The sequence below is a fragment of the Staphylococcus sp. 231237_7MaSpsaltlick genome (assembly GCF_043107035.1).
In genome coordinates, this window is the sequence record NZ_JBICNX010000034.1 from 1 (window position 1) to 21,301 (window position 21,301).

A 21,301-nucleotide genomic window follows, 5' to 3' on the forward strand; every position below is an offset into this window, starting at 1 on the left:
GTTCCACTCTTCGTTCGGCATCATGAGGTTTTGATGCTGAAGTAGCAGTTGCAGCTTTATTACCTTTATCAGCTGTATTATCTACCTTATCAGTTGATTCAACAGAAGTCTCAACATTACTTTCTGTAACTAAGTTAGGAACTTCCGTTTTATTATTACCTTTGATACCTTCTGGTGTTAATAGATTAGCAGTGTTATCTGCAACATTTGTGTCATTTTGTATCAAAGTTTGTTTTGATTTAGCAGCTGAAGCTAAACCTGCTGCAGTTACTGTACCAACAGCAACGGCACTAGCATTCGTTGTTTCAGTTGATTGAGTTGTTTCAGATTTACTTTCTGTAACTAAATTTGGTGTTTCTTGTGCTTCAGTGGATGTTGATTTTTTGTCTTCAGATACTAATTCATCTGTTCTGTTTGCTGTTTCCTCATCGTTGTCAATTTTATCATTCTTATCAGCTGCCGCTTTTGCGATTCCAGCTGCAGCAACTGTACCACCTGTAGCTGCCGCAATTTTTGCGCCATTATGATCGGAACTCGTTTGAGATTGTGATGAAGCTGAAGCATGATTATCCGACGTACTCTGTGTCTCATCTTTAATCGCTTCTTGTTGGGCTGCAACCTCACTTTGGCTCGGTTCCTTAGAAGCATCGATGTGTTTAGTTTCTAACTCTGCTACATTGCTTTCTTCGTCAGATGACTTCTGTGTTGCACTCACATCTTGTTGAGATTGTTGTGCATTTGGAGAAGTATCTGCTAAATGATGTTCTGCTACTTCTTCTTTAATAGCATCCTTTTGTGCCGCTAATTCGGCTGCTGATACACTTTCCTGATTATTAATCGACGCTTTAATGTCTGCTACTTGTTCCTCTGCAGCACGTTGATCTGCTTCTGTTTGGTTAATTATACTAGATTTAAATTGGTCTTCTTTAGATTGTTTATCGGAATATTTGTCATTACGTGGTTTACTTAATGTCACTAGACCTATAGCTGAGCCGATTACTGCCCCTACAATAAATCCATAGACAAAGACATTTCTACTGCCTTTTGAAAAATATTCAGGCACTTCGTAACTTTCTAAATTTCTTTCATAGTTATCTCGATTGTAATACTTCATAAATGATAGCCCCCTATAACAAATGCACTTAAATAAGTTTAAATCCTCATTTAAGTGCATTTGTTTGTTTAAGTATATGAATTATTTATTATCAACTCGTGTAGTATAGCTATGGTTACCTTCATTTGAGAAGTTCGCATCGTCTGCTACTCCACTTGTTTTATAACTTGCACTATTTCTACGATTTCTTCTGTTTTGCCATTTATCAGCAACTTCCATTGCTACATTTGACCATTGAACAACTTGAGAAATTTTATCTTCATTTTGAGAAATATTGTGCGTAATAGAGTTTGTAACTCGGTCTACAGAACCGTTTAAAGTTTGTACTGAGTCACCAATTCCTTTAACGGCATCAACCACTGAGTTCAAACGATCTGATTTGCCTTGGATGTCTTCAGTTAAGCGGTTTGCTTTGTGAAGTAAATCCGTTGACTCACGTGTAATACCTTGAATTTGTCCTTCAACACCATCTAGTGTTTTAGCAACATGATCTAAGTTTTTCTTGACTGAAAGTAATACAACTACGATACCAATTACTAGTATAAGAAATGCAATCGCAGCGATAATTCCAGCTATAGGTAAAATCCATTCCATTAAAAACGCCTCCTAATAAACATATGTTGTTACTTAATATAACTACCCATCTCATTTTAACATAAACATATTAAAATGAGGTAGTTACACCAACATTTTCCATGTATGCGCGTTGAATTTTTTGAATATCACCAGCGCCCATGAATAAAATAACTGCATTATTATATTGTTCCAATGCATTCACTGATTCTTCATCGATAAGTTTTGCACCATCAATTCTATCAATCAGGTCTTGTATCGTTAAATTACCACTATTTTCTCTGATTGAACCAAAAATTTCACATAAAAATGTATGATCTGCTGTATTTAAACATTCAGCAAATTCATCTAAAAATGCTTTAGTTCTACTGAAGGTATGTGGTTGGAACACAGCAATAACTTCTTTATCAGGATATTTTTTTCTAGCAGTTTCAATCGTTGCACTGATTTCACGTGGATGGTGTGCATAATCATCAACAAGAACTTGATTCCCAACTTTAGTCTCATTAAAGCGTCGTTTTACACCACCAAATGTTTCAAGTGCTTCTTTAATATTAGCTACATTTAGATTTTCTAAATAGCTAATCGTGATAACTGCTAATGCATTTAGAATGTTATGATCCCCAAATTGTGGAGACAAGAATGTATCATAGTATTTATTTTCTACATAAACATCAAATTGTGTTCCTTTTGGACTAATTTGAACATTATCCGCATAAACATTATCATCTTTTGAGAAGCCATAATAATACACTGGTACATCTGCTTTGATGTCACGTAAATGTTCATCTCCGCCCCAAGCGATAATACCTTTTTTAACATTACGTGCCATTTCTTGGAAAGCATCAATTACATCATGGATATCTTTGAAGTAGTCAGGATGATCAAAATCAATGTTTGTCATGATGGCATAATCCGGATGATAGCTTAAGAAGTGTCTACGGTATTCACAAGCTTCAAATGCAAAGTAATCACTTTCTGGAATACCTAGACCAGTACCATCACCAATTAAGAATGACGTCTTCTTATCACCATTCATTACATGTGATAGTAAACCTGTAGTTGATGTTTTACCATGAGCACCTGTTACTGCAACAGACGTATATTGGCTAATAACATGACCTAAAAAGTCATGGTAACGAATTACATCTAATTTCAATTCATGTGCTCTTACCACTTCTTCATGTGTATCTGGAAATGCATTACCTTGAACGACAATCATATCTTCTTTAATATTTTTTGCATCAAAAGGTAAGATTTCTATGCCATTATTTTTTAATGCAACTTCTGTAAATACATAATTTTTTATATCTGAGCCTTGTACTTCATTTCCAAGATCATGCATTATTTGTGCTAATGAACTCATACCGGCACCTTTGATGCCGACAAAATGATAATGTGTCATTGTAACACTCCTCTTTTATTAATTTTTATTTTTCTCTCAATTAATCGTTGTTTAAATCAGCTTCTGTTATATATACATCTCTTGGTTTAGAACCATTAGCTCCTGAAACATAGCCTAATTGTTCTAACTGATCTATAATTCGCGCTGCCCGATTATAACCTATTTGGAAATGTCTTTGAATAAGTGATGTTGAAATATGTCCTTCTTGTAACATAAAGCGACAAACATCATTGAACAAATCATCTTGTGGTTGGGCTTCTGTCTTCTTCAATAATTCTTTCTCTTCAAATAAATATTCAGGTTCACGTTGTTGTTTGATAAAGTCAACGACATCATCAATTTCTTCATCTGATACGAATGTGCCTTGAACACGTATCGGTTTATTCATACCGCTACCTAAATAAAGCATATCTCCGTAACCCAATAATCTTTCGGCGCCACCACTATCTAATATAGTTCGAGAATCTACGCTTGATGATACCATAAATGCAATTCTAGTTGGTATATTAGCTTTAATTAAACCAGTAATTACATTAACAGATGGTCGCTGTGTAGCTACAAGCATATGAATTCCACATGCACGCGCTTTTTGAGCAATTCTAGCAATTGATTGCTCTACTTCTTGTGGGGCCATCATCATTAAATCTGCTAACTCATCAATGACAATAACAATTTTCGGCATTCTATCTTCATAAGCTGCTTTTTTGTTAAAGGCAGTAATGTTTCGCACATGGTATTTGGCAAATACTTTATATCTACGTTCCATTTCCTCAACAGCCCATTTTAGACTTTGTGTTGCTGCCTTCACATCTGTGATAACTGGTGAAACTAAATGAGGTAAATCATTATATGGTGCTAATTCTACCATTTTCGGATCAATAAGTAACAATCTAAGTTCTTCAGGATGATTTTTATATAAAAGTGACATTAAAATACTATTAATACACACTGATTTTCCTGAACCTGTTGCACCTGCAATTAATGCATGTGGCGTCTTAGCAATGTCCATCAATAATGGTTCATTATTGATTCTATAACCCATCGCAACTGTAAGTTTTGATTCCGAATTTTTGAATTTCGGTGTATCTATAATTGAGCGCAAATTCACTTTTGTAGATGATTGGTTTGGTACTTCTATACCTACAAGACTCGTTCCAGGAATTGGTGCCTCTATTCTAATGTCCTTAGCTGCTAATGCCATTTTGATATCATCTTGTAGCGCTGTAATTCTTGACACCTTCACACCTTTTTCAACAGACAATTCAAAACGAGTAACACTTGGGCCTTCCGTAACATTTTGTACTTCCGCTGGAACATTAAAGTAATAAAAAGCCTCATTCAATTCTTGCTTCTTCTCTTCAATCCAGGAATTATCTATTTCATGTTCTTCTGGCTCCTCTAATAATACAGGGCTCGGCAACTTAATATTTGGTCCCCTTCTGATAACTGGTTTCTCATTATAATCATCTTGGTGTTCTGTGTTAGAAGCACTTTCCTGTTGCTGTTTATTGAACTCTGGTTGTAACGGTGGCATTTCAGTATTTCCTTTATTCACTTGATTAGGTTCTGATAACACCTCATCATCAAATGATGTTTCCAATTTATCATCCGTTTGTTCAACTATTGAATGGTCTCGTGTTTGATTTTCAACGCTTAACGATTCAGCTGATTCAGGTTCTAATGTAGGTTCTGATACTGTAGAATCGCTTTGGTTCAAGTTAATATCTTGGTGTTGCTCATTTTCACTGGTTGAATTTGAAACTGTCTCAAATTGTGTATTAGCTTCACTTGTTTCTGATACGTTATCAGTTGTGATTTGTGTTTCTAATGATTGCTCATTTTGCTGTTGATTCATATGTGCTGCAGACAAGTTTTGTCTTAATTTTTTCGCATCCATCATGCGTTTTTTATCAGATGGTGTCATAACAACATTAAATGGTTTACCACCTTTTCTGAGTGGTGCATTGTGTTGTGATTGATTTGATGTTTGTTTATTTTGTTTGATATTGTCATCCGTTTGTTCCACATGTGATACTGCTTGCTGTGTGCCACCATTTTCTTGTTGTGTATTAGCATGATTTGCATTTGATTTAGAATCATTTTCAGTATCATCTACTACCTTGCTAGGATTATCAGATACATTGTCAATTGTTTCTGACGATTTCACTTCATTATTGTGGCCGTTTGACTCACTTGTAGTTTCAGATAATTCTGCATTTTGGCTTGCCACACTCTGACTATCAAGTTGCGATAAATGCTTAGATGAATCCAATTCACTAGTAGAAGTTATATCAGCATCAGCTGTTTCACTTGTAGAAGATGAATCTAATTCACTATGAGCTACAGAAGTTGCTTCTGATGTTTGATATGATTGAGTATTTTGTTCATAGTCAGTATCATCGACAACTGAATTTATTGTAGGTTGTTCATCATGATCATGATCCGCTAATTCTTGATTATGCTCTATTTCATCATGATCATCACTGTTTTTATCGTTTTCATTTACAAGTTCACGATATTGCGCATCAACTATTTCATCTTCTAATGCTTGATGCTTGCTCTGATCTAAGTCATTATAAGCCGAAGTAGCAATGTCTTGGTTAGTTGCATGCTCAATACCAGAATTTTGCTCACTATCATCCTCTTCCAGATCAGCAGCTTGTATAGATTCTGTTACTTCATCATCTTTGTTTGTTAAATATGAATCATGATTTTCTGTATTATTCAAATCATCTTCAGTAACTTCATCGATTTGTTGATATGATTGGTTAGCTGTATGTACATCACTAATATTATCCAAATCAATTTCTTCATAGTTAAACAAGCTTGTAGACTCATTATTTGAGTGATTTTCAGCGTTTTGAATATCTGACTCAGCTGAACTATAACCCGCCTCTTCTGAACTTGAATCACCATTTTTTTGAGATTCATCATAACTATTCAAATCATCAAGTGAACTTTCACCTAAATGATGTTTAGCTTGTTTTGCATACATCTCATTAATTGCATTTTGAATACTATCTTCATGATTATCATTATTTTGTTGTCTCTTCTGTTGTAATGCTTTTTTAAATTGACGTTTTTGTAATAATTTTCTCTCACGTTCTTTACGTATCTCTTCAACGATTTGAGAAGCATAAATGTTTTCAATATTTATTGTATTGTTTTTTGGTCCTTTAGACTGTTCTTGTGACTTATTCGCTTGATTAGTTGACTTATGTTCACCATTATTTTCAATATTACTTTTAGTATCAGATACATTAGAATCTATATATTGATCATTATAAAAAACTGTTTGTTGCGTATCTTTTGATGTGGATGATGTTGTACTACGGTGCTGTGTACTTTGCTCCGTATTCACCTTATCAATCTTGCTATCACTTTCATCTGTATCGTTAGATGTCGGTGGAATCACACCATTTTGCAAAGGACGTGGTTTTTTAGTTCCAAAGATTGCAGATGGCACTTCACTGGCTTTAAATTCACTTTGATGATATTTAGGCGCTTGGTGATTTGCCTTTGAATGTGTATTCGCTCTTAAAACATCTGTTTGAATTCGCATCCTTTTACCATGATGTTGTTTCTTTTCTCTTGATGCTTCTTCGTAACTACTATGTTGGTGCGCTACGTTAGAATTAACTTCATCATTTGTAGTATGCGCTTTTGCACTTTCGTGCATAGTTCTTCGTCTTCGATGTGGATGATTGACACTGACACGCTCGCCTTGATCTTCGCCTCGAGTTCTGTCCTTCTGTTGTGTCTCACGAAGTTTATCTTCGGAATCAACTTGTTCCTTGTGTGCTTGTTCACTCTCTAATCCGTCTACTGGAAAGCGAAATTTTCCCTTTGGTCTTTCATAAACGTCATTGTTTTGTGGAAGTAATGATTCACGCTTTTCTTGTTGCTTAGCTTTTTGACGTCGTTGGCTTCTTTTATTGAGATAATCATCATTAGAACCATTATCTTCTCCAAATAACTTGTCGAACCAGCTCATTCATACATTACCTCCTTATTCTTCAAAAAATGCTTGACCAACTGTGTAGTCATCAGACAATACCATAATCCCTTTTTCTTGAGGTGCGTTTGGTAAATTTAATTCTTTCATTGAACAAATCATACCACTTGAAGCTACACCTCTTAATTCTGCATCTTTAATTACCATACCGCTAGGCATAACTGCACCTACTTTGGCAACTACAACTTTCTGTCCCGCTTCAACATTCGGTGCACCACAAACAATTTGTAATTGCTCTGTAGCAACATCCACTTTTAGTACACTTAATTTATCAGCGTCTGGATGTTTTTCTTTCGTTTCTACATAACCTACAACAAACTTAGGAGAAAAATCTGCATTTAATTTATAGTCAAAGCCAGCATCTGTAATTGCAGTTTGTAACTCAGCAACCAATGCTTCAGTCAACTTGATATGACCGTTTCCACTTATTTGAGATTTTTTTGAAATATTAAAAATGTTGTATCCAACAACTTGATCGTTATTTCTAATTTCTACAACATCACCTTTTGTTACGTAATCGAATGGCCCTTCAGTAACTTCAATTTGTAAAAATGCGACATCGCCGACTGCTTCATTATTGTAAAATAAATTCATGATTTTTAACTCCTTAATTATTTCTTATCTTTATTTTCATATTGCTTTCTAGTTGCTTCTAATCTTTGGATGACATTAGGATCTCGTTTTTGTTTGTTATTTTTACCTAAGATAAATATAGGTTCAAAATGTCCTTGATCATAACCAAAGGATAATGAAGTGATAGGAACTAATCCTTTAGTGAAGAACTCCATCGTTAAATGTGCCATTACATCGTATCCTGTCTTATTACGAATATCTGCAATAATCAAGACATCTTGATGTGGTGCTGCTACTAACATTTCACCTTCACATTGACTTTGTAAATCATTTAGAAAACTTGTATTTAAAATTCTACTCGCATCATATCCATCATTGGAATTTACGAAATAAAAAATATTACCTTTCACTTCATCTGTTTTATATTTATTTTCAAGTTTACGTATATTAAATAAAGCCATTTCTTTTAATTGTTGCTTTGAAAGATTTAATTGTTGTAACATCTTTTCATCAATTAACCGATAAGATTTCCCTAAATCTACAGCATAATAAATATTAGTTTCTGCAGTATGCGGTTCAATCACAAATGCATTACCATTTTTATCTTTTTTATCAAAGCTTGGAGATCTAAGTACTGGCATAATTTGAATATTTTCTATATCAGTTACTTGCTTTTCTTTCATTTGTTCAATTGCTTCTTCGACATAGTAGACAATTTCATCTACTACATTTTCCTGTTGTTGTTTATACTTTGCTACTATTGTAGAAAGTTTGACTGTAACACCTTGGTTATTATCAGTTCTAGAAATTCGTAGCGTTTCTTCATCGCGATTGAAACTAAATTTTACATCTAAATGCTTTAATCGCTCTTTGAGTTTATCTCTCATTTGAAAGACATTCATAATTAACACTCCTATTTACGTGCCTTATTACAGTTTACAATAAATATACCCTTAGGAACAGAAAAAAAGTACGTTCTAAGGGTATATATTTTTCAAATTCTGTTTATGGTTTTTTAACTTAATTTTTAATTTAATGAAGCTAAAAAACTATCGATTTGTTCGATTGATTTTCTTTCTTTACCAATATAGCTACCAATTTGCTCGCCATCTCGATAAACTAAGAAACTTGGAATGCCCATAATACCATGTTCAATACAAATATCTAAATATTTATCTCTATCCACTGATACAAAATTATACTCTTGATATTTGTCTTCTAGTTGTGGTAAATCTGGTTCAATGACTTTACAGTCTGGACACCAGTCTGCAGTAAATAAAAATACTGTTTGTTGTTGCTTAAGTTCTTTAAATTGTGTTTCACTTTCTAATGTTTTCATCGTATCTCTCCTAGTTATTTATATTGTAAAGTTTGAATTTGGTCATCATCAAGTCGTTTCGTTGCTTCGTACAGCAAGTGTCTAGCGGCAAAGTAATCTCTGATATCAAACACTGAGTCTGTACTATGAATATAACGTGCACAAACTCCAATTACAGCAGTTGGTATACCTATTCTCGCTTTGTGAATTTCACCACCATCTGTTCCACCAGGTGAAATATAATATTGATGGTTAATTTCTTGATCATTTGCGATTTGCAATAGATAGTCTCTAAAGCTCGGTTTCAATAACATTGTACCGTCCTTAATGCGAATCAATGTGCCGCCACCTAATTCTCCAGACAAATTTTGCTTGCCTTTCATATCATTTGCAGGAGAACAATCGACTACAAATGCCACATCAGGATCAATTAATTCTGCAGCTGCACGTGCGCCACGCAAACCTACTTCCTCTTGAACATTTGCACCAACATACAAATCAAAATCTAATGTTTCATCTTTTAATAATTCTAATAATTCTAACCCAATTAAACAACCATATCTATTATCCCATGCTTTGCTAGCAAAACGATAATCTGACAACTGTGTAAGTGGTGTATCAGGAACAATCGTGTCCCCTATTTGAACACCTCTGGCTATCACAGATGTATCATCTTCACAACCTATATCTAACATTAAATCTTCAATTTTAGGTGCTCCTTCACTTCCGGTTCTAAAATGTTTAGGAATATTTGCAACTACACCTGTTATTTCTTCATTATTGCGTGTTTTTATTTTCAAACGTTGACCTTGCCAAATATCAGTAGCTACACCACCTAAATTTGTGAACTGAATCATACCTTGCTTTGAAATATTTGTAATCATAAATCCAATTTCATCCATATGTGCGGCTACCATTACACGTTTAGGGTTTGCTACTTTCGAGCGTTTAACACCATAGAACCCTCCCATTCGGTTATAGACAAATTCGTCTACATAAGGTTCCATCGCAGAAATTAGATAATCTTTCACGTTATCCTCAAATCCTGGCGCGCCATGCAATTCTGTTAATGTTTTAATTCTGCTTATTGTTGTTTGTTGATCAATATTCAATTTCGTTCACTCCTTAACATTTATTATATCATCTTCAATATGGTACACTATTAATATGACTTTAATGGGGGTAGATTCTGTCATGTTGAATAAAAAAAACTTATTCATCATAATATTTATTTTACTTGCATCCATTGTCGGAGTAAGTTTTGCATTTAATAGTCGCAAAAATCAACAACACCTTAATCCTGAAAAGGTCATTAAGGAAGTAAGAACATATTTTATGAATGTCGTAGGTTCATACATATTAAATGAAACCATTCATTATAATCATGGCGATAAAGCATTGGTTGTATACCAAGGTGGTATTACTACACAACATAATGGCAACATCACTTACTATGATTTCTTTGCAGATGCTTCGACTGGAGAAATTATTGATATTATTGAATGTACAAAATAAAGGCTAAAGCAAGAGCATATCCACACTTGTTTAGTGGGTATATTAAATCAATTGTATAAACACTTTGTAAAATGGGAAACTGTTGATCATCAACATGTGAACATGGTGTTTTATATCAAGATTTAACGCTCTTACTTTAGCTATTTTTTAATTTCGTGACAGATAACTTTGTATCTCATTTGGTCTATCTTTATCATATTTTACTGCGAAATAATTATTATCATGATAGAACAAGAACCAATACCCTTCATAGATAAATTTTGGTATCAATCGCTCTTTCGCTCTGATTGAATCCATTGGATAATCATCATAAGCGGTAACCCATAATGGATTTTTATGGGCTGTTGTTGGAAAAATATCGCCCATATGTACCGCTTTTTCCCCTTCACTTTCAATCGTAATGATAGAATGGCCATAACTATGTCCACCAGTATGGCTAACTGTAATACCTGGATACACTTCATATTCTTTTTCAAAAAGAATTAAATTTCTCTGAAATGTACCATTGTTTTTTGGCCAATATGTTGATTTACTTCTTATATTAGGACTTTGGAACTCATGCCACTCATCTTGTTGAAAGACATGGATAGCATTTGGAAAGCTAGCATTCCCTTCACTATCAGTTAACCCTGAGGCATGATCAAAGTGTAAATGAGTTAAGATAAGAATATCTATGTCAGCTCTAGTTAAATGCAGTGCTTTTAAGTCGCTATCTATATCACTTTCATATTCAGCACCAAAGTTCCTACGTTCTTTTTCAGTTAGCTTCCCTACACCGATACCTGTATCGATTAAGATGTTTTTATCCTCAGTTTGAATTAAAATAGGGTGTGTAGGTAAAGGAATTTGATTCTTCTCATTCACCTCGTATTTTTTTGTCCACAACGCTTTCGGCACGACCCCAAACATTGCACCACCGTCAATATTGGTAATGCCTCCATTCACATAACGTACGTTAAATTTGCCAATTCTCATAAAGACTTCCTCCTAACCATCGATATGTATTAACTTGAACACTCCTTATACTAATACAATACCCTCGTTTAATACAATCATGATTGTTTCTAATCGTATACCCTAAATTTTGACATAAAAAAATTGATAGAGCATATGCGCCCTACCAATTTACATATTATGAGTGAAACTTAGCTTCCATACGATAAATTCTCGATCCTTTTTCAGAAAACTTTCGCTCATATTCAGTTTCTATATTACCTTCTACATCTTCTTCATGGAGATTTAGATTAATCTTTGTAAAATACATACCAAATTGCGACATACTTTCTAAACTATAAGCAAATAAACCTCTATTGTCTGTCTTAAAGTGAAGTTCGCCATCTTTCTTTAAGATTTGTTTATATAATGCTAAATAGGTATGGTATGTCAATCTTCGCTTGGCATGTCGATTCTTTGGCCATGGATCAGAGAAATTTAGATAAAGTCTATCAACTTCACCATCAACAAAATACTCATTTAATTCAACGGCATCATTACAAATTAACTTTATATTTGATAAATTTTGTTCTAGTACTTTATCCAAAACTTTTACCATCACATTTTTCTCACGTTCCATCGAAACAAAATTTATTTCTGGATTTTGAGCTGCGAGTGTTGTAATAAATTGTCCCATGCCAGAACCTACCTCAATGTAGATTGGCTGGTCATTATTAAACCATTCTCGGATATGCCCAGCACGACTACCGTCTATATCAACGATATCTGAATGTGATTTAAGATAATCTTCTGCCCATGGTTTATGACGCATTCTCATATTGATAACTCCTTAAATAAATGCATTGTTATTCATCATTTCGTTCAAGAATTTCAACCACATATTCATATCTTTATAACGCTTTTGCTCTTCATACCACTGTATCATTCCAATGGCTTGAATAGCTGTATACCACTTCATACGTTTTTGTAGATCTAATGAATCTTTCACTCCATAAACATCTAACCATTGAGGCCATTTACTTTCTGGAACGTAATTGTAAAGCAGCATACCTAAATCAATTGCAGGATCAGCTATCATCGCATCTTCCCAATCAACTAGATAAAGTTCATCATGATCTGATAACAACCAATTATTATGGTTTACATCACCATGAACAACAGTAAAGAAACGTGGATCTAAACTAGGTAAATGATCTTCTAAATAAGTTAACGCTTTTCTAACAACATGGTGTGTTAGCACTTCTCGAGATAAGGAGGCATTAATTTTATTCAACATAATATCTGGTGTAATGGGCTCCATTTCCATACGTTTTAACATATTTAGTAATGTTTTAGAATTGTGTATTTTTTTCATTAATTGTGCTACACGTTCCTCATGCATTTCATCGAAAGTAAGTTCTCTACCGTTTTTCCAATGTTGTGCGGTTACAACTTCACCTGTTTCGATACGTTTTGTCCACACTAGTTTTGGTACGATACCTTCAGCAGATAATGCCGCTATAAAAGGATTTGAATTTCTTTTCAAAAACAACTTCTGTCCATCTTGTTCGGCCATATAAGCTTCCCCAGATGCACCACCTGCTGAATCAAGCGTCCATCCTAATTGATAAAACTGCTCCAACACGTTCACCTCACTTTCAATTAGAAAATGGCTCTAGAAAAACAAATTTCAAGAGCCACATATAATAATTTCATTCACAAAATTATAAACTTCAACCAATTTTAATGTGTTTTCGTAAGAATCGACACACTTGTCCCTTTTGGTTCAAGTTCCTTTTTACTTTATAATTCGTACATACTGATCATGTTAATTTATAGCAACCCGTATAGCATACCATAAATTAACATGGTACAGAGTACTTAATTTTAAATTTCTCCATCTTTTTCATGAAATTTTCTACTTTCAAATTTCAAGTCTCATAAAAGATTTTATATTGTTTGGCTATGTATTTCAACCAAAAATGAGAAACAAAAAGTGACTTTTTACTTCTATAAATCGTCTAGAATTTTAATTCGGCTCAGTTAGCATTATAACATAATTTGGCATTAAATTATGTTATATTTTTTGTCCATTTTCTTGAAATTCTCCACTAACTGTATCTATATAGCGTGTGAAACCTTCTTGTAATTTTTTAGTAATTGCACCAACTTTTCCATCACCTACAGATTCACCATTTAGTTTCACTACTGGCATTACTTCGATTGAAGTACTAGAAACAATGACCTCATCAGCATTTTTTAAGAAGTCTAATGTAAACGTTTCTTCGTTAAATGGAATATTTTGTTCTTCTGCAATATGCTTTATCACTTTACGCGTGATTCCATTTAAGATGTAGTTATTCACTGGATGTGTGTATATTTCTCCATCCTTTATCGCATAAACATTACTTGAAGAACCTTCAGTTACAATGTCTCCTCTATGTTGAATTGCCTCTTTAGCATTGTACTTCACTGCCAATTCTTTAGCTAAGACATTTCCTAATAAGTTTAAACTCTTAATGTCACATCTTAACCAACGAATATCTTCGGTAGTCACTGCATTGATACCTTCCTCTAATTCTTTATAAGGACGGCCATAATTCTTTGTAAATGCCATTACATTAGCTTCTACTGAAGGTGTTGGGAAGGCATGGTCACGAGGCGCAGCACCACGAGTAACCTGAATATAAACGCCACCATTTACGATGCCATTCGCATTGATTAATTCTTGAACAAGTTCAATTAATCCTTCTACTGAATATTTTAAGTCTAAGCCTATTTCTTTTGCACTTCTTAATAATCTTTCAAAGTGTGGGCGTGCTGTGAAAATATGATTATCATAAATTCTTACATATTCATAAATACCATCGCCAAAAACATAACCTCTGTCGTTATACGGAACATTTGCCTCTTGTTCATCTACAAGCTTTTCATTGATTAATACTTTTGTCATAGTTATTCCTCCACACATAATGCATACAATGATTCTAAATAAATACTTGTCGCATTAAATAATTGTTTTTTTGTAATATATTCGTTTTTCTGATGCATTAAATCTTCAGAGTCATCAAACATCGCACCAAATGCTACACCTTTATCAAGGTTACGTGCGTATGTGCCACCACCAATAGTATATGGTTCAGACTCATCACCTGTTTGGTTTCTATATGCTTGTACTAATGTTTGAACGAATGGATCGTCTTTTTCTACATAATGAGGTGTTTGGTTTTTACCTAATTCGATAGAAAAGCCTAATTCCGCTATTTCTTTTGTAAACCTAGACATCGCTTCATCAAATTCGAACCCTTCAGGATATCTTAAATTAATACCAAATTTCCCACCTTTAGTATTATTATATTCTATTACCCCAATATTAGTAGTAACATCTCCCATGATTTCAGTATGATATTTCATTCCCATTTTTTCACCAAAATGTGAGTTGAATAAATACTTTTCACTAAAATCTACAAAATTAGCAGCTGATTTATCTAAATCGAGTTGAGATAAGAAGTTTAATAAATATAAACCTGCATTAATACCTATAGATGGATCCATACCGTGTACTGCTTTACCCTGTACATTCAGTACTAAAACACCGCTATCAACCGAACTCTCGCCTTCTAATTGATTATCTACAAGGAATTGTTCAAAGTTTTGAATCACATCTGTCATATTTTCTTTCACATTAATATGTGCTTCTGCTTCATCAGGAACCATGTTGTATCTTTGACCTGATGTAAATGTACGTAATTCGTATTCTGGTTCGTCTTGTTCCTCTGCTTGTTCATTTTGTATCACATCGAATGTACTTATCCCTTTTTCACCATGGATTGCTGGGAATTCCGCATCTGGAGCGAAACCTAACGCTGGCATTTCTTCAGTTTTGAAGTAACGATCAGTACATTTCCAATCAGATTCTTCATCTGTCCCTATTATGATATGTATTCTTTTTTTCCAATTGACTTTCATGTCATTAAGTATTTTTACAGCATAGTAAGCAGCAATTGTAGGGCCTTTGTCATCTAACGTTCCTCTAGCAATCACTTTATCTTCTGTCACTACCGGGTCAAATGGATTTGTATCCCAACCTTCACCAGCTGGTACAACATCAACATGACATAAAATACCAAATACATCTTCGCCTGACCCAACTTCAATTCTTCCTGCAATATGATCTACATCATGTGTACCAAAACCATCTCGTTCTGCAATTTTATACATATAATCAAGTGCCTGACGTGGTCCTGGTCCTACAGGGTTCTCTGTAGAGGCTTTACTGTCATCTCTTACACTTTCAATAGCTAATAATCCCTTTAAATCTTCGATGATTTGATTTTCGTATTCTTGTACTTTTTCTCTCCACATTCGTGATCAACTTCCTTCTTCAAACTAATATATTTTATATTTTACATGAAGTAACGGATAAACTACAGTGAGATGACAATATTATTTCAAAATTTTATCTGTTATATTTCACCTAAAACAGTAAAACTACTGAAATATTATGCTTTATTCATTCTGTATCAAAAACTAACAAATGATCTATATTAGAAATAGTAAACATATAAATAATCAACCAAAGGGTTATTAACCATCCGCACTATATACAAACTGTAATATATACTTATTAAAGAATCATCCACTTCAGTTGGATTTAACACAACAAAACACTAAACAACATGAGCTTTATTGTTTCAAGCATAACCGTTAGCATCAGATTATTGGTTTATGTGGCGCTTGGTCACATTATGGATATTGAGCATGTTGCTCAACTCATTCCACAGTAAACGAGCAATAACAGTGCTCCATATTCTTATCATATATAAAAACAATAACTGCTTAAACAGACACACGCGTACTGACTATTTCTTTAGTAAACCTTGGTATTTTACTTATAATCCTCGTCACTGTAATCCAAAAATATAATCAAAAAATGAGTGGTACGGTGTTTTAAAGTCAAAACACCGTACCACTCATTTATTAATACATATGATAGAGTACCAAATACTATTTTAAAGCTTCTTTACTCTACTTTCGTATACACTATTACTTATGATTTTTTATTGCCATTATTTTTTAATTCTTCTTCAGTAACTACACGTAAGTTATTTGAAGGATCCGCTGCACCTTCGTCAGCAAAGCGTGCTTCTTCAATTTCTTTATTGCTATCTGCTGTACCTTTGAAGTGTTCCTTTTGACTATTAACAAATCCTTTTGGATCTTGTTTAACCTTTTGAGCATAGCCTTTCGGATCTTGCTTCACTTCATTAAAAGTTTCTCCTGCTTTTGAGCTGATTTGTGTAGCGATATCTTTAGCATTTTGCTTGTAAGATTCTGGGTTGGATTTATATTTACTATATTCATTTTTTAATTTATCTCTGTTTTCCTTTTTAGATAGTACCACTGCGGCTGCAGCGCCTCCAACTCCGATTAATGCACGTAGTAATTTTGACATGAAAAACACCTCTTTTATTTTAATCCTAATTGTTTAAAATCTTGCTCAGTTAAATGACGATAAGTCCCTTGAATTAAATCATCATCAAGTGCTAAGTCACCGATTTTAATCCGCTTTAATTCAATCACTTCATTGTCAATTGCATGAAACATGCGTTTGACTTGATGGTACTTACCTTCATAAATTGTTACGAAAGACTGTTTCTCTTGTTCGCCTACCTTTAATTCAGCAGGCTTTGTCAATCCTTCATTCAATTCAATACCCGTTTTAAACAATTTTATATCATTTTTTGTAATTGTTTTTTGAGAAATCACTTCATATGTTTTAGAAACATGTTTGGTCGGGCTCATCAATTGATGATTGAAATCACCGTCATTGGTAATCAACAATAACCCTTCTGTGTCTTTATCCAATCTACCTACAGGAAACAAGTCAAGATACTTATAATCATCTATTAAGTCTATCACTGTTTTATGGTGATCATCTACGGTCGCTGAAATATAACCTTTAGGTTTATTAAGTAATAAATAGACTTTATCTACATATTGAATACGCTCACCATTTAGCTTAACTTGGTCTTCACTAGGCTGAATTTGTGTCTTCGGTGATTTTTCAACTTGATTATTAACTGAAATAGCACCTTTTTTTAATAATTGCTTTACTTCTGTTCTAGTGCCAACACCCATATGACTTAAAAATTTATCTATTCTCATGATGCAATGCCTAGTTTCCTTCTAATTTTATTTGGAATATCACCTAAGAATTCATCTGCCAATCTATTCTTCATAGTGAAGCTAGCATAAATCAACATACCTACAACTACACTTATGATAACAATAATTAATGCACCGATTTTATGTTCTTGTGAAATAAAGAGCTGTAAGATATATGATGTAATTTCTACAGCAACCATCATAATTAGGCCATATAAGAATATTTTAGAAAAATGTAGCCATGTTTCACTAAAGTTGAATTTCGCATATTTTTTCAAAATAACAAAATTACATGATACAGCAAATAATAATGCAATTGCTGTACTAAGTATTGCACCTGCTGAATGGAAAGCTACAATTAGCGGTGTATTCAAAATAACTTTGATAACAACTGCCGCTAAGATAATGAATACAGTTAATTTCTGTTTATCTATACCTTGTAACATTGATGCAGTCACACCTAATAAAGAAATCAATATTGCAACCGGTGCATAATAGAATAGCATGTGACTACCATCAACATTATATTTATAAAACACTGTATATAAAGGAGCTGCCAAAGCCATGATTCCAAGTGCAGCCGGAACAGTAATATACATTAATACACCTAACGATGTTCTAATTTGACGGTGCATTTCATTTATTTCTCCTGCAGCATAAGTCTTCGTAATAAATGGAATTAAACTTACTGCAAAGCCAGAAGCTAATGATGTTGGTATCATTACAATTTTATTCGTTGTCATGTTTAATATTGTGAAGAAATAGTCGTGTAGTTGGTTTGGAACCCCCGCTACTCCCAATGCCGCATTATGCGTAAATTGGTCCACTAAGTTAAATAGTGGAAAGTTCAAACTTACAATTACAAACGGAATACTATAAGAGATAATCTCTTTATACATACGACCATAAGAAACATTTATACCTGTTGTATCGCTAGCTACCATTTTTGAAATGTGTGGTTTTCTTTTTCTCCAATAATACCAAAGCGTAAAGATACCAGCTATTGCACCTACTGCCGCCGCAAACGTCGCAACAGCATTCGCAGATAGAATTGATCCATTAAATACATTTAATACTAAATAACTTCCTATTAAAATAAATAATATTCGAGCTACTTGTTCAAGCACTTCCGATACAGCTGTTGGCCCCATAGATTTATAACCTTGGAAGACGCCTCGCCACGTAGCTAGTAACGGGATAAAGATTACAACCATACTTATAATTCTAATAATCCAAGTAATATCAGCAACTGTCCATGCACCTTTGCCACCTGATTCATTTGCTAATGTAATCGTCGCTATGCTTGGTGCTAATAGATAAAGTAATAAGAAACCAATTACACCGGTTATAGACATTACAATAAAACTAGATTTGTATAATTTCTGACTGACTTTATATGCACCTAGCGCATTATATTTTGCGACATACTTCGAAGCCGCTAATGGTACGCCCGCAGTTGCAACTGCAATTGCAATATTATATGGGGTATACGCATAGTTAAAAGGCGCTAATTTTTCTTCGCCACCTATAATTGCGTAAAACGGGATAATATAAACTACACCTAGTATTTTTGTTATTAAAATACTTAATGTAATCAAGAAGGTCCCCCGCACTAATTCTTTACTTTCACTCATTCAGATCTTCCTATCTCAATTTAATTTTTACACTCGTAAACTTTATCATAACGTTTTAACAATTATTTTTCAAAAGTAAATATAATGAAAGCATAATGAATCTGAAAGTTAAACATAAAACAAATAACTTATATGTATTTAATCATCTTTAAAATAATGTAAAACCTATTAAACCATTTAGATAATAAAGCTTTGCCCTTTTAATATCTATCCTTTAAAATATAATGTTGTTATATAACGTGTGGGAAACATGTGTTTAAAGTGTTAATCGTAAAATAATATTTCTTCATATAAAATAACACTATATAGTAAAGGGAGGCAATAAAATGTATCAAACAATCATTATAGGTGGCGGACCTAGTGGTCTAATGGCTGCAGCTGCTGCAAGTGCTGATGGAGAACGTGTTTTACTGCTTGAAAAGAAAAAAGGTTTAGGTAGAAAATTAAAAATATCTGGCGGAGGACGTTGTAATGTGACTAACCGCTTACCTTATGATGAAATTATCAAGAATATTCCTGGAAACGGAAAGTTTCTATATAGTCCCTTTTCAATTTTTGATAATGAATCAATTATAGCTTTTTTCGAATCACGCGGTGTCAAACTTAAGGAAGAAGATCACGGCAGGATGTTTCCTGTGTCTAATAAAGCACAAGACGTTGTAGATACACTTGTTACGACATTACACCAAAACAAAGTTGAGGTGAAAGAGGAATCCACAGTTGAAAAAGTGGAATATACTTCAACAGAATCATTTAAAGTGACTTTGAATAATCAAAAGGAATATCAAAGTAAATCATTAATAATTGCTACAGGCGGTACAAGCGTCCCACAAACTGGTTCAACTGGTGACGGATACAAATTTGCGACTTCATTAGGACATACGATTACCGAACTATTCCCTACTGAAGTCCCAATCACCTCTGCCGAGCCATTTATTAAAGATAAAAGATTAAAAGGATTAAGTTTGAAAGATGTTGGCGTGTCAGTTCTTAAAAAGAATGGCAAAAAGAGAATTACACATCAAATGGATATGATTTTCACCCACTTTGGTATAAGTGGCCCTGCTGCATTAAGATGTAGCCAATTTGTCTATAAAGAACAAAAAAATCAAAAGAAACAAGAGATTGAAATGCAAATCGATGCCTTCCCACAACTAACAACTGATGCTTTAGAACAAGAAATTAGAGGATTATTGAATGCGGCACCAGATAAATATGTAAAAAATAGTTTACATGGGTTAATAGAAGAAAGATATTTGCAATTTATGATTGACTGCGCAGAAATTGACGAAGACTTAACCGCACATCATATATCTAATACGCAAATAAATACGCTTGTAGCATTATTTAAAGGCTTTACCTTTAAAGTTAATGGAACATTACCCATTGATAAAGCATTTGTAACTGGCGGCGGTGTGAGTTTAAAAGAAATACAACCTAAAACGATGATGTCTAAGTTAGTCCCGGGATTATTTTTATGTGGAGAAGTACTTGATATACATGGTTATACCGGTGGTTACAATATTACAAGTGCATTAGTTACCGGACATGTAGCTGGTTTAAATGCAGGTTCATTTTCCACAACAATAGATTAACATCATATAAATAGTAGTAACCTTTAAAAAAACGCTACTAATCATAAACCTATAACCCATTTAAGTTTCTAAATCAAAGAAAAAGCACGTACTTGGAGTTTTAAAAATACTCACTCCTGTACGTGCTTTTTTAATATATTTATTTAAATACTATTATTTTCAAGGCCTTCGTCTCCCCAAGCATCCATGCCGCCTTCAACGTTAACGGCATTGACACCCTGTTGTTCAAGATAATGTACAACTTGTGCACTACGACCTCCAACTTTACAAATAATATAATATGTTTCATCACTGTTAAAATGATTTACATTGTCAGGAATATCATTCATAGGAATTGTTTCAGCACCAGGAATAATACCCATTGCTGTTTCTTCATCAGTTCTAACATCAATTATTTTTACTGGTTCTGAACTGAGTACCTTTTCCTTTAATTCATCAACTGTAATTGTTTCCATGTT

The 21,301-nt window shown here is 33.7% G+C and carries 19 protein-coding genes; 2 read left to right on the plus strand and 17 right to left on the minus strand.

Annotated features, from left to right (window positions below; translation table 11 throughout):
• The 8 genes from ACF91D_RS27410 to ACF91D_RS27445 all read right to left on the minus strand — a co-directional run.
• The coding region (locus ACF91D_RS27410; RefSeq protein ID WP_392438064.1) for a hypothetical protein at positions 1 to 1,114 on the minus strand (1,114 nt) is incomplete at its 3' end.
• A gap of 81 nt (positions 1,115 to 1,195) precedes the next feature.
• Positions 1,196 to 1,708: a DUF948 domain-containing protein gene (locus ACF91D_RS27415; protein WP_042738401.1), complete on the minus strand. Its 513-nt coding sequence runs from the start codon at positions 1,706 to 1,708 to the stop codon at positions 1,196 to 1,198.
• Between the two features lie 70 nt (positions 1,709 to 1,778).
• Positions 1,779 to 3,092 (minus strand): UDP-N-acetylmuramate--L-alanine ligase, encoded by a 1,314-nt coding sequence (gene murC, locus ACF91D_RS27420; protein ID WP_042738400.1) that lies wholly within the window; start codon positions 3,090 to 3,092, stop codon positions 1,779 to 1,781.
• A gap of 40 nt (positions 3,093 to 3,132) precedes the next feature.
• Positions 3,133 to 7,086 (minus strand): DNA translocase FtsK, encoded by a 3,954-nt coding sequence (locus tag ACF91D_RS27425; protein WP_119624763.1) that lies wholly within the window; start codon positions 7,084 to 7,086, stop codon positions 3,133 to 3,135.
• Between the two features lie 15 nt (positions 7,087 to 7,101).
• Positions 7,102 to 7,701: a YtpR family tRNA-binding protein gene (gene ytpR / locus ACF91D_RS27430; RefSeq protein WP_107512672.1), complete on the minus strand. Its 600-nt coding sequence runs from the start codon at positions 7,699 to 7,701 to the stop codon at positions 7,102 to 7,104.
• A gap of 17 nt (positions 7,702 to 7,718) precedes the next feature.
• The gene (locus ACF91D_RS27435; RefSeq protein WP_119624552.1) at positions 7,719 to 8,582 is read right to left on the minus strand and encodes a DUF1444 domain-containing protein; all 864 of its coding nucleotides are present in this window, start codon (positions 8,580 to 8,582) and stop codon (positions 7,719 to 7,721) included.
• A 125-nt stretch (positions 8,583 to 8,707) separates the two neighbouring features.
• A complete protein-coding gene (locus ACF91D_RS27440; RefSeq protein ID WP_107527923.1) occupies positions 8,708 to 9,019 on the minus strand; it encodes a thioredoxin family protein in 312 nt (103 codons plus the stop codon).
• A gap of 14 nt (positions 9,020 to 9,033) precedes the next feature.
• Positions 9,034 to 10,110 (minus strand): M42 family metallopeptidase, encoded by a 1,077-nt coding sequence (locus ACF91D_RS27445; RefSeq protein ID WP_107591408.1) that lies wholly within the window; start codon positions 10,108 to 10,110, stop codon positions 9,034 to 9,036.
• A gap of 82 nt (positions 10,111 to 10,192) precedes the next feature.
• Here ACF91D_RS27445 and ACF91D_RS27450 point away from each other — a divergent pair, with 82 nt between their 5' ends.
• The gene (locus tag ACF91D_RS27450; RefSeq protein ID WP_107527921.1) at positions 10,193 to 10,513 is read left to right on the plus strand and encodes a PepSY domain-containing protein; all 321 of its coding nucleotides are present in this window, start codon (positions 10,193 to 10,195) and stop codon (positions 10,511 to 10,513) included.
• Between the two features lie 147 nt (positions 10,514 to 10,660).
• Here the strand turns inward: ACF91D_RS27450 and ACF91D_RS27455 are convergent, their stop codons facing one another.
• The 8 genes from ACF91D_RS27455 to ACF91D_RS27490 form a co-directional block, all read right to left on the minus strand.
• Entirely contained in the window at positions 10,661 to 11,488 is an 828-nt protein-coding gene (locus ACF91D_RS27455; protein ID WP_107527920.1) for a YtnP family quorum-quenching lactonase, read from the minus strand.
• Between the two features lie 157 nt (positions 11,489 to 11,645).
• Positions 11,646 to 12,284, minus strand: a complete 639-nt coding sequence (gene trmB, locus ACF91D_RS27460; RefSeq protein WP_042738392.1) for a tRNA (guanosine(46)-N7)-methyltransferase TrmB — start codon at positions 12,282 to 12,284, stop codon at positions 11,646 to 11,648.
• 12 nt (positions 12,285 to 12,296) lie between these two features.
• Positions 12,297 to 13,088, minus strand: coding sequence for a phosphotransferase family protein (locus ACF91D_RS27465; RefSeq protein WP_042738391.1), 792 nt, complete (start codon positions 13,086 to 13,088; stop codon positions 12,297 to 12,299).
• Between the two features lie 435 nt (positions 13,089 to 13,523).
• The gene (gene dat, locus ACF91D_RS27470; protein ID WP_042738390.1) at positions 13,524 to 14,399 is read right to left on the minus strand and encodes a D-amino-acid transaminase; all 876 of its coding nucleotides are present in this window, start codon (positions 14,397 to 14,399) and stop codon (positions 13,524 to 13,526) included.
• A gap of 2 nt (positions 14,400 to 14,401) precedes the next feature.
• Positions 14,402 to 15,811: a dipeptidase PepV gene (gene pepV / locus ACF91D_RS27475; RefSeq protein ID WP_107527463.1), complete on the minus strand. Its 1,410-nt coding sequence runs from the start codon at positions 15,809 to 15,811 to the stop codon at positions 14,402 to 14,404.
• 685 nt (positions 15,812 to 16,496) lie between these two features.
• The gene (locus ACF91D_RS27480; RefSeq protein WP_042738388.1) at positions 16,497 to 16,901 is read right to left on the minus strand and encodes a YtxH domain-containing protein; all 405 of its coding nucleotides are present in this window, start codon (positions 16,899 to 16,901) and stop codon (positions 16,497 to 16,499) included.
• A gap of 14 nt (positions 16,902 to 16,915) precedes the next feature.
• Positions 16,916 to 17,614: a pseudouridine synthase gene (locus ACF91D_RS27485; protein ID WP_107527464.1), complete on the minus strand. Its 699-nt coding sequence runs from the start codon at positions 17,612 to 17,614 to the stop codon at positions 16,916 to 16,918.
• Complete coding sequence (locus ACF91D_RS27490; protein ID WP_119624554.1) at positions 17,611 to 19,248, minus strand: putative polysaccharide biosynthesis protein; 1,638 nt, start codon at positions 19,246 to 19,248, stop codon at positions 17,611 to 17,613. Before ACF91D_RS27490 ends, ACF91D_RS27485 begins: the two co-directional genes overlap by 4 nt.
• Before the next feature lie 326 nt (positions 19,249 to 19,574).
• Here ACF91D_RS27490 and ACF91D_RS27495 point away from each other — a divergent pair, with 326 nt between their 5' ends.
• Entirely contained in the window at positions 19,575 to 20,843 is a 1,269-nt protein-coding gene (locus tag ACF91D_RS27495) for a BaiN/RdsA family NAD(P)/FAD-dependent oxidoreductase (RefSeq protein ID WP_107527466.1), read from the plus strand.
• Between the two features lie 143 nt (positions 20,844 to 20,986).
• On the opposite strand, the gene ACF91D_RS27500 is transcribed toward ACF91D_RS27495, so the two are convergent.
• Positions 20,987 to 21,298, minus strand: a complete 312-nt coding sequence (locus tag ACF91D_RS27500; RefSeq protein ID WP_042738384.1) for a rhodanese-like domain-containing protein — start codon at positions 21,296 to 21,298, stop codon at positions 20,987 to 20,989.
• Positions 21,299 to 21,301 lie beyond the last annotated feature (3 nt).